Here is a 9,994-nt window from a genome sequence, read left to right as displayed (position 1 = left end):
CTATAGCATTGTTTTTTCCAAAGATAATAAATATTAACTTTGTCTTCTTTTGATAATTTAGACATAGTAAAACCCCGAAATTTGGTTGTCCAAATTTCGGGGTTCATATCACCCTAGGCCAGTGCTTTTTTAAATTAAAACTTTTTCCATTAAAATGTCACGTTGGGCATCCGTTCCCAGTTGGAACACATGGTCGGAAAAGGGCGTAAAGCCAATTTTTTGGTAAAAGGCGAGTGCGTTTTGATTATGTTCCCAAACGCCCAACCATACCCGACCCTTACCAAGTGCATTCGCCTGGTCAAAGGCCTGGTCCAGCAACTGCCGCCCCAAACCAAGACGTTGAAAGGCAGCCAAGAGGTAAATCCGTTCGACTTCAAGTGAACCATCGCCCTGCTCTTCTGACTGGGCCGAACCCCAATTCAACTTTAAATAACCTGCCAGATTGTCTTCATGAAAGACAAAATAGAACTGACTGTTTGGATTCTCCACTTCGGCCAATAGTTTATCGGTAGCATAAGCGGTATCCAAGTATTCGTTTAAATCAGCCGCTGAATTATCGTCAGCGAAAGTCTTCGCAAACGTCCGACGACTAATGTCTTGCAAGTCGGCAATATCAGCTGTCGTCACTTCTTTTATCTTTGCCATAGGCCCATTTTCCCCTTACTGCACCCGAAAGGCCGGGTCCGACAACGCCTCTGTTTCACGCTGAAATTCGGCCAAAAAGTTTTCCATAAAAGCAGACCGCCGCTGACCTTCTTCTTGTCCGGCCGGCGTATTCAATTGATCCGCTAATTTCAATAACTTTTCATAGAAATGGTTAATGGAAGTAGTTTGGTGGTGGCGGTATTGTTCCTTCGTTTGCAGTTGCACCGGTTTAATCGCTGGGTCGTACAGTGGGTGTCCCTTTTGCCCACCATAGGCAAAGGTCCGGGCAATACCGATTGCCCCCAGCGCTTCCAAGCGATCGGCATCCTGGACATATTGTCCTAATAAGGAAAGATCATAATGCTCTTTTAGGTTAGCGGAATAGGACAGATGGGTAATCGTTTCGGCTACCAACGCCTGCCCAATCGGCGCAATTCCAGACTGTCGGAGCAAGTCTTCCACTAAAACTTCCTGAGCAGCGACATCAGCCACCACCTTGTCATCAATCGTGTCGTGAAGCAAGGCGGCCGACTCTAAAATTGCCTGGTCCTGTTCACTGACCTGACCATGGTCTTCCTCATAGAGGGTGACTGCCAACCGAGCCACTTGCCGGGCGTGCAAAAAATCATGCCCAGAAGTATCACCCGCCAATGTTTCGCTTGCAAAGTTTCGAATCGCCGTTAAATCAATCGCCACTAGATATCCCTTCTATTCAAAAACGCCCCTTCGTCCGAATATTCAACCGAAGTAAGAACTCCTCAAATGTCCAACCGTAGAGGTAGCAAAAAGACAGTAAGAGGGTCAAATCAGGACTGACCTTCCCCGCCTCATACTTGGAAACCGCACTTTGACAAATGTTCAACGCATCCGCCACCTGAACCTGTGTCAAATGGGCTTCCTTGCGTCCAACCTTGAGTTCGTGCGCAATTTTCTTCTGGAGCCGATAGCGAAAAGAAAGGTCTCTTAAAACTTTTTTCAAATCGCCTGGCGGTCCCCAGCTAAAATTTGTGACCATATTACGTCCTCCAATTAATGAAGAGCGTAATCAAAAAATTCCTATACTAAATTCTTGCTTCTATTGTAACCAAAACCAGCCGAATTTGCACCGTAAATTATCACGCCAAGGACAGCCTAAGAAAGACAACTCGTTGATAATCAAAAAGCCCCGAATCCTGATTTTTCAGCAATTCGGAGCACTTTTTAACAAGATAAATTTTTATAGGTAAACACCAGAAATCGGTAACCCGAGGGCAACCAAGTAAATGGCCCAGCCAAAGATTAAATAACCAACCATTTCGACCACCAATTCATAAACGGAACGGTGCCAGAAAAAAGGAATCGTCTTGAAGGCTGGCAAGAGAAAAATATCGACCGCAATCCAGAGAATGAAGCCAAACATCGTGCCCAGCCCATAGGTCAAACGGCCGTCAAAGTTAGCAGCTAAAACAAAAAAGATGGCCATCAGCATCGAATAAACATAGTAAACACTTAAGGCAATAAATGGAACGGACTGGTCACCGGCTACGGTTAGGCTTTTTTGCGCTTCTTTTTTAGTCAAACCGAGTTGCTGTAAGAAGGCCATAATCGGTCCATTTTGTGTTGCCATCTGACTACGGGGAGGCAGCGTTTTCGTCCAACCGAATCGGACCATGCCGCCAAACAAACCAGCCAGGGCCCCGACCCAAACTGCGTTAAAGATGATGTTGAACATAGAACTGTTTCTCCTCAAAATAATTCTTTTTAATCATAACACTTTGCCCTTAGAAAAAGCAGTGTTATAATGCAGAAAAAGACGATAGGAGTCACATTCATGCAGATTCAAGTGACAACAGAAAATGGCTATTTGCCGGCCGCTTACAGCAAGTTTGCCAACGATAACGAAAAATCAGGTCGCTACCCCATTCAATCATTCCCTTTTGAGGTGACTGACCTCCCCGCTGGCACCAAGTACCTGGCCTGGGCCTTCATTGATTTTGATTCGATTCCTGTGATGGGTTTTCCCTGGATTCATTGGTTAGCCGCGAACTACCCCGTGACGGGCGATACAGTCTCAGTGCCAGCCAACTTAGCGCAACTGGCTGCTAATCACAAGACTGATATTGTCAATGACGGTTTTGTCCAGGGGGAAAACTCTTCTTATTCTCGCTATATTCAAGAGAAAGATCCCAAGCTCAAGCAAACTTATATCGGACCCGTGCCACCAGACCATGACCACCGTTACACCCTCATGGTTATTGCCTGCAAAGACAAACTGCCCGTGACGGCCGGCTTTTTCTTAAATGAACTCCATCACCTCGAACAGGATAACCCAGCAGTCATTTTAGCTAAGGCCAGCGTTGACATCTTGGCTAAAGCTTAACGGTTTTCACCGATAGCTAACTGCTAACCGAACACAACGCTCGTTGATATCTTGACCCAAGCTTAACGGTTTTCACCAGAAAAACACTTTTTCAAAGTTTAAGTTTCACATTTTTTGTCTAAGAAATGCTTAAGCTTGTCCCGGTCATTTTTTTCTTTGGTATACTTAACCCTTGGATGGCACTTGCAAATCCTGATTTTTTCAGGAATTCTCGGCAAAACTTTTCATAAAAGCTGTCAATCAACAACTGCGTTTTTTGACAACCCGGAAACAAGTTCTATATCCTGGTATTTAAGATACAAACGGAGGATTGTCTGTTGAAAATTAAACGCGAAAATATGAAAGATTACTATACTTTCACCTCGACTGCCGAACTAACACTGTTCTTGGGCATCGAGCGTGAAACGCTCTTTCAACGAGCTAAGATGCGCGGGATTGATTTAAACGGCACGTATACCGAAGAAGAATTAACGGCATTAAAGCCTGCCAAAGAGTCCGCACTTGCTGATTTAAACATCGATAGCGAGGCTGAAATCGAAATCTTAAAGATGCGTCTAGAAATGTTGGAGTCCCAGCTTGGCTATAAGGACCGACAACTCGATGATCGCAAACAGCACATCGATACCTTAAAGTCGACCTTGGAAAAGGCCGAACAAAACCTGGAAAAAACGCAAACAACCGTTGACCAGCAACAACATATTCAAATGGCAACCCTGTCACAGTTAGACAAGGTTACCTCTCGTGTTCAACGAATTGAAATGGAAGACGAGCAAAAAAAGCACTGGTGGTCTCGTAGTAAAAAAGACAAGAACGATCAGAGCAAGTAAAAATCTAGACCTAAAAGGCCAGCTACCGATATTTTATCGGTGACTGGCCCTTTTTTGTTTGACTTGTACTTCTTGTATTAAAACTTAGAATTTTTCTGCTGATTAAAAATGAAAGATAAAAACCTTACTTCACCCGGTCGAGGTACTTTTGCGCCAACTTCGTCATTGCCTTTTCCCAATCGCCGTTTGCCTCATCAAAATAGCGGTCCAAAAGGCGCTTTTGCTCCAAGTTAATTTGATCATTAAGGTCAATACCCTCTGGGGTTAACTGCAAATATTTGACGCGCTTATCCACCGTTGACCGGTGTTCTGTCACTAAGCCCTTCTCCATTAAGTCGCGAATGGCAACGTTAGCCGCCTGCTTGGAGATACCGATGAGAACCAGAATTTTCTTGATGTTCACATCTTCTAGGGAAGAAATAATAAAGAGCATTCGGTGCTGGTTTTGAGTTAAATCATATTGCGAAAGGTCAACCAGTGAAGCGAATTCCTGATAGGCAAAGAAGATTGTTGGTAATTTTTGATCGATTTCCAAAGGAAATCCTCCTTTTTAGGTCAATTAGGTTGACATAGTTAAAAATAGGGTCTATAGTTCTTGTTATAGGTAAAGATAATTGACCTAAAAGAAAGGAAGAACTTTTATGACTGAATATACTATATCAGATTATCTCTTGGATGTAATCAAAACCATGGGTGGCGACGAGATTCTCGGTGTCCCCGGTGATTACAACCTCCAATTCTTGGACCATATCACCCATCGTAACGATATGAAATGGGTCGGCAATGCCAACGAATTGAACGCCTCCTACATGGCCGACGGCTATGCTCGCGAAAAGGGCTTTGCAACCTTCGTAACGACCTTCGGTGTTGGTGAATTAAGTGCCATCAATGGCTTGTCCGGCAGTATCGCCGAACACGTTCCTGTTTTGGAAATTGTTGGTGCCCCAACAAACGGCGTACAAAATGCCGGCAAATTAGTGCACCATACCTTTGGTGACAGCGACTTTGACCGCTTCATCAAGGCCCACGAAACATTGGGTATCAAAACGACTATCTTGGATGAAGGCCACGCCATCGACCAAATCAACGAAACATTGACGTACATCGCCAATGAAAAGAAGCCTGCTTACCTTGTTTTGCCAAGTGGCTTGGTTAACACACCCGTTAACCCTGCTTTGAAAGCAGGTATTAACGACTTGTTTACCACAGCCGAAAAATCAGCCCCTGCTTCAATCGAAGCGATTAAGCAAGCCGCAGCAAAGGCTAGCCACCCAGTGATTGTCGTTGGCCACGAAGTCGACCGCTTTAACTTGGGCCAAGCCATTCAAGACTTTTCATTGAAGAATAACATCCCCGTTGTCGATCTTGGACTGGGTAAGGCAGCCGTTGATGAAACCTTTGCCAACTTCGTTGGTACTTACAACGGAACGATTTCAGACGAAGCTATTAACCACTTCGTTGCCGATGCAGATGTTGTCTTTGTCTTGGGTGCTAAGTTGACCGACTCTGTTACTGGTGGCTTCACGCAAGAATTCGATGACAGTCAAACCATCACGCTCTCAACTCGCCGTGGCACAATCTTTGGTCAATCTTTGCCAGCAGACTTTGACTTTGTTGCCACTATCCAAGGCTTGGCCACAACTGATTTGAACTTGGATTTGCCTGCCGTACAAAAGCCAGCAGAACCTGCTACTCTACAGGCTAGTGACCAACCTTTGACTCAGGCCTTCTATGACCGGGCCTTGCAAGACTTCATTACCGGTGACAAGACCTTGATTGTCGAACAAGGAACATCCTTCTTCGGTTTGGCAAGTCAAAACTTGGCCAGCGGTGCTAAGTTCTTCGGTCAACCATTGTGGGGCTCAATCGGCTACGCCTTCCCAGCAGCCATTGGTGCTCAATTGGCTAACCCTGACCGCCGTGCCGTTTTAACCACTGGTGAAGGTTCACTGCAATTGACTATCCAAGACTTTGGTTTAGCCTTGAAGGAACACTTGAACCCCGTTTTGTTCATTATCGAAAACACCGGCTACACGGTTGAACGTGTTATTCACGGGATGAACGAACCTTATAACGATGTGCCAAAGTACCGTTATGACTTGATTGCTCCCGCCTTTGGTGCCAGCGCCGACCAATACGACTTCATCGAAGTTTCAACTGAAGAAGAATTGATTGCTGCCATGAAGAAGGCCGACCAAGAAACTGACAAGATGGTCATCGTTCAAGCCAACATGGGCATGAAGGATGCACCTGCTCAGTTGATTGAAACTGGTATCCGCTTCGAAGCTCAAAACCACTAAGATTCATTCTCCACACCATTTCCTTTTCTGCTTATTGCTTATATAAAATCAGCACCCCTTTCGCCTCGGCAAAAGGGGTGTTTTTAGTTGCTAGAAATGGAGGCCGATTTTAAAATCAATTGCCACCATTTCAGCAGCAAAGACGGGCATACAAAAAAGCCATCCAGCAGGTTTTCCTGACTCGCAGCCCCGAAATTCATTGGTTCAAATTTCGGCGTTGTTCGTTTCATCCTGCCAAACGGCTGATTATTTTTTAATTAGTAGCAAAGAAGTGATTACGTTCTTTTTCAACGTTCTTCTTGACGGTATCACTATACCAGAACGGCACGATTACCCGACCGACAACGTGTTCCTTGGAAACAAAACCAAAGTAACGACTATCGTTTGAAACAGAACGGTGATCACCCAAAACGAAGTAGGCATCCTTGGGAACAACCGTCTTTCCCTGGTCTGATTTCTTCCACATGCCCGTTGAAGACAACGTACCAAGCGACCAAGTCGAACCGAAACTAGCTTCCGTTCCAGTCTGCTGTTCATCTGATGAGATAAAGGACTCGTTGACCTTCTTATTGTTGACGTACAGGTCGCCATTACGGTATTCAACCGTGTCACCAGGCAAACCAATCACACGCTTAACGTAGTCCTTGTTACCGGCCTGGATGCGCGGATCTTCCTTCCGGGCATCAAACACAATCACATCTCCGCGTTTGGCTTCATGGGTCTTAGTCACCAAAACCTTTTGCTCGTCTAACAAGTTCGGCGCCATCGAATCACCATTGATGGTCACGACGTTCACCAAGAAAGTGGTCACGACCAAGTAAACTGCAATACCAAAAGCAATTGGAGCAATCCAATTCCAAAGAAAGCTCAAAAATTTTTTCATATTCATTTCCTTAATTGATTTTACTATTATGTAGTCCTGAACTAAAAATCAGGAGCGCACGGTATTAATCGTTATATGATAGATTTTATCACTTGTTCGCCCATTTGTAATGAAATGATAGATGCCATGGGTCAAATGCAAGTCTTTTAAGTCCGAATCCATGTATAAATCAGGAACGATATCCGTCGGATTAGGGCCAGGAAATGCCCTCTGCCAGTCAATAATCAGGTTGTTCTCAAAGGAAAAGGCCAGGACCCGGTAGTCCAACACGGGTGGTTGAGTGGCTTCAGCCCCAGGGTCAACCTCTTCTTGGACCGAGACCCAGTAATCCTTTCTCGTTAGGTTCATGTCAGCAATTTTCAACTCTATGAGCCTCCTTCCGCGCTTCTCCCAACTGCTTACTTCGTCTTTGGTAGTTGGGCCAAAATCGCATCCTCAAACGGGATGGATGGCAGCGCACCAGGCTGAGCCACCGTCAAAGAAGCCGCCGCCACGCCATACTTGATAGCACCCTCGATATTGGCAAAGGATGGCACCAGTCGTGACAATAAGGCGCCAATAAAGGTATCACCGGCCGCTGTTGTGTCGATAGCGGTTGTCTTAATCGCATTGACCGTGACCTCCTTGCCATCGACTGATTTATAAAAGGCCCCCTTGTCTCCGAGGGTAATCAACACGTGCTTAACGCCCGCCTTGAAGAAGAAATCAGCATTTTGAATCAAAGACTCGCGGTCCGTGACCGGGATGTTGGTTAGGAGCTCCGTCTCGTGCTCGTTTGGAATCACCAAGTCGCTTTCCGCCAACAATTCCTTGGGAAAATTTTCTTGGTCTGGAACAGGTGCTGGGTTCAAAACCGTCACCACCCCGGCCTCGTGAGCATCCTTAAAGGCTGAAAGCACCGTTTCCAAAGGAATTTCCAACTGGGCCAAGCAAAAGGCTGCATCCTCAAAAGCGGCCTTTTGGTCCCAAACATCCTTGGCTAAGAGTTGGCCGTTGGCCCCCTCATAGACGTAAATAATATTATCACCAGTGGCCTTAGAAACCGTAATATAGGCCTGACCCGTTTCGGCATCCTGCGATTCCAAAACATAGTCAAGGTTTAAACCATCCTCTTGAACCCGTCCAGCTAAATCAAAGCCGGCACCAACCTTGGTAATAAAGTTGGCTTGACCACCAGCGCGGGCAACAGCCACCGCCTGGTTGAGACCCTTGCCACCCATGACTTCTTCTTGGTGTTGGGGCGTCGAGAGCGTTTCCCCGCTATTGGCTAACCGGGGCACCCGGGTAACTTTATCCAAATTAGTTGAACCGATAATTGTTGTCTTCTTGACCATGACGAAATCCTTTCGCAGCCGTCAGTTACTTGACTTTCCTTCTACTATTTTACAAGAAAAGAGCCCGTTTTTCTGCCTGCATTGCAGACTTTTCCCAATAAATGGTACGTTGCTTAAGTCGTCTTTTGTTGCCCTTGATAAATCAGCTTCGTAAACCGTTCTGATTTTGGATCATAGTGCGCTTGATAAGCATCGACAATCGTACTCTTCGCACTTTCACCAGACTTCGTCACGGTACTTTTGACCTCAATCGTCATATCACCAACCTTATTCCCCTTCTGAAAGGCCTGCGAGCCCTCATAGGTTGACTGGAGCTTCGTCGAATTAATCTGGCTCTGACTGTCATCATCCGGCATTACCTGATTAATCACTTTGGCATTCGTCACATCATTTTTAACAATATTTTGCTTATTATTAGCGTACTCTTCATCATTTGACCACTGATAAAGATTTTTCATCAAATCATCCGCCTTCGTTCCAGCGGTTTTGGCCTGGCTTTGACTGAGCTTGACGCTTGGTTGTTTCTCTTGGCTGTTGCCAAAGACATGGGGCAAGACTGCCAAGGCGATAATCTCAACCACCGCCACGATGGCTAAAATTAGGTAAATGATTTTTGCTTTTTTACTCACTGATTTCTCCTCAAATTAGCCAAAGTCAGTTTGGCTAACCTTCATCTAGATTCCTCTACCATACTAACATGGTCGCCTGAGCAAGGCCATGACTACTCACGGGAGCAAACCAGGTCGACCGCCCAGCTGATTTTTCAGACGAAAAGGGCAAAATGCGTGAAAGTAACAATTGGTTTAAGGGCCATTTCTGCTATAATAAAAGTAATGACTATTCCTTGCCGGTTGTTGGAGGATCGAACGTGAATGATGACAAAGTAAAAGCGGCCCAAATGGCCGTCGAGTTGATTCCCAACCAGGCGATTGTTGGCCTGGGATCGGGATCAACGGCCTCAATCTTTATTGATTTATTGGCCAAAAAAGCCCATGAAGAACAAATGGACATTACCTGCGTAGCCACATCCGTCCAAACTTCTCAACTCGCCCTTGGTTTCGGTTTAAAAGTTGTTGATATCGATGCCGTCGACCGCATCGACGTGACCGTTGACGGGGCTGATGAAGTCGATGGCAACTTGAACGGAATTAAGGGTGGCGGTGCCGCTCTTCTTTTCGAGAAGATTGTGGCCACGAACTCAACCAAGAATATCTGGGTGGTGGACTCTTCCAAGCAGCACCAACGCTTGGGCTCTTACCGACTTCCTGTGGAAGTGGTGAAATTTGGTGTCCACCATGTGTTTAACTACCTCAAAACCCGTGATTTAAAGCCCGTTTATCGGCAGCAAGAGGATGGCAATTACCTGACGACTGATTCTGGTAATTACATCATCGATGTTGATATCACTGGTCAAGAGGACCTCCCCCAGTTGGCTAAAGACCTTAAGGCCCTGACCGGTGTTGTTGAACACGGTCTCTTTATTGATATTTGTGATGTCTTGTTGGTTGGTAATACCGGTCAAGCAATCTACAAAGATCAATTAACGAACTCATAATTTTAAACAAAAAGTCCGGCAAATTTGTCGGACTTTTTTGTCCCTTTTTTTCGGGGTGAAATCAGCTTCTAAAACCGCTACAAACCGCCTT

13 protein-coding genes are annotated in these 9,994 nt (G+C 45.5%); 4 read left to right on the top strand and 9 right to left on the bottom strand.

Features of this window, described 5'->3' with window-relative positions:
- Positions 1-129 precede the first annotated feature (129 nt).
- The 4 genes from AABI08_RS06095 to AABI08_RS06080 form a co-directional block, all read right to left on the bottom strand.
- Positions 130-645, bottom strand: a complete 516-nt coding sequence (locus AABI08_RS06095) for a GNAT family N-acetyltransferase (RefSeq protein ID WP_338344123.1) — start codon at positions 643-645, stop codon at positions 130-132.
- Between the two features lie 15 nt (positions 646-660).
- Complete coding sequence (locus tag AABI08_RS06090) at positions 661-1,341, bottom strand: HD domain-containing protein (RefSeq protein WP_338344124.1); 681 nt, start codon at positions 1,339-1,341, stop codon at positions 661-663.
- A 16-nt stretch (positions 1,342-1,357) separates the two neighbouring features.
- Positions 1,358-1,660: a helix-turn-helix transcriptional regulator gene (locus AABI08_RS06085; protein WP_338344125.1), complete on the bottom strand. Its 303-nt coding sequence runs from the start codon at positions 1,658-1,660 to the stop codon at positions 1,358-1,360.
- A gap of 201 nt (positions 1,661-1,861) precedes the next feature.
- A complete protein-coding gene (locus AABI08_RS06080; protein WP_338344126.1) occupies positions 1,862-2,356 on the bottom strand; it encodes a DUF1440 domain-containing protein in 495 nt (164 codons plus the stop codon).
- Between the two features lie 99 nt (positions 2,357-2,455).
- Between AABI08_RS06080 and AABI08_RS06075 the strand changes: the two genes are divergently transcribed.
- Both AABI08_RS06075 and AABI08_RS06070 read left to right on the top strand, forming a co-directional pair.
- Positions 2,456-3,004, top strand: coding sequence for a YbhB/YbcL family Raf kinase inhibitor-like protein (locus AABI08_RS06075; RefSeq protein ID WP_338344127.1), 549 nt, complete (start codon positions 2,456-2,458; stop codon positions 3,002-3,004).
- Between the two features lie 317 nt (positions 3,005-3,321).
- The gene (locus AABI08_RS06070; RefSeq protein ID WP_148666526.1) at positions 3,322-3,831 is read left to right on the top strand and encodes a hypothetical protein; all 510 of its coding nucleotides are present in this window, start codon (positions 3,322-3,324) and stop codon (positions 3,829-3,831) included.
- A gap of 124 nt (positions 3,832-3,955) precedes the next feature.
- On the opposite strand, the gene AABI08_RS06065 is transcribed toward AABI08_RS06070, so the two are convergent.
- Positions 3,956-4,366, bottom strand: coding sequence for a MarR family transcriptional regulator (locus tag AABI08_RS06065; protein WP_338344129.1), 411 nt, complete (start codon positions 4,364-4,366; stop codon positions 3,956-3,958).
- 106 nt (positions 4,367-4,472) lie between these two features.
- Here AABI08_RS06065 and AABI08_RS06060 point away from each other — a divergent pair, with 106 nt between their 5' ends.
- Positions 4,473-6,131: an alpha-keto acid decarboxylase family protein gene (locus AABI08_RS06060; RefSeq protein ID WP_338344515.1), complete on the top strand. Its 1,659-nt coding sequence runs from the start codon at positions 4,473-4,475 to the stop codon at positions 6,129-6,131.
- Between the two features lie 253 nt (positions 6,132-6,384).
- Here AABI08_RS06060 and lepB read toward each other — a convergent pair whose 3' ends face one another.
- The 4 genes from lepB to AABI08_RS06040 all read right to left on the bottom strand — a co-directional run bounded on the left by lepB (position 6,385) and on the right by AABI08_RS06040 (position 8,977).
- Positions 6,385-7,014 carry a signal peptidase I gene (gene lepB, locus AABI08_RS06055; protein WP_338344132.1) on the bottom strand — a complete coding sequence of 210 codons (630 nt, stop codon included), beginning with the start codon at positions 7,012-7,014 and terminating at the stop codon, positions 6,385-6,387.
- Positions 7,015-7,062: 48 nt separating this feature from the next.
- Positions 7,063-7,377 (bottom strand): hypothetical protein, encoded by a 315-nt coding sequence (locus tag AABI08_RS06050; RefSeq protein ID WP_338344134.1) that lies wholly within the window; start codon positions 7,375-7,377, stop codon positions 7,063-7,065.
- Between the two features lie 35 nt (positions 7,378-7,412).
- The gene (locus tag AABI08_RS06045) at positions 7,413-8,348 is read right to left on the bottom strand and encodes a ribokinase (RefSeq protein WP_338344135.1); all 936 of its coding nucleotides are present in this window, start codon (positions 8,346-8,348) and stop codon (positions 7,413-7,415) included.
- 113 nt (positions 8,349-8,461) lie between these two features.
- Positions 8,462-8,977: a hypothetical protein gene (locus tag AABI08_RS06040; RefSeq protein WP_338344136.1), complete on the bottom strand. Its 516-nt coding sequence runs from the start codon at positions 8,975-8,977 to the stop codon at positions 8,462-8,464.
- A gap of 152 nt (positions 8,978-9,129) precedes the next feature.
- Between AABI08_RS06040 and rpiA the strand changes: the two genes are divergently transcribed.
- Positions 9,130-9,903 (top strand): ribose-5-phosphate isomerase RpiA, encoded by a 774-nt coding sequence (rpiA, locus tag AABI08_RS06035; protein ID WP_338344138.1) that lies wholly within the window; start codon positions 9,130-9,132, stop codon positions 9,901-9,903.
- Positions 9,904-9,994: the final 91 nt, after the last annotated feature.

This window comes from Fructobacillus evanidus, from assembly GCF_963580165.1.
GTDB classification, from domain to species: domain Bacteria; phylum Bacillota; class Bacilli; order Lactobacillales; family Lactobacillaceae; genus Fructobacillus; species Fructobacillus evanidus.
This window is presented reverse-complemented; position numbering and strand designations above follow the sequence as displayed.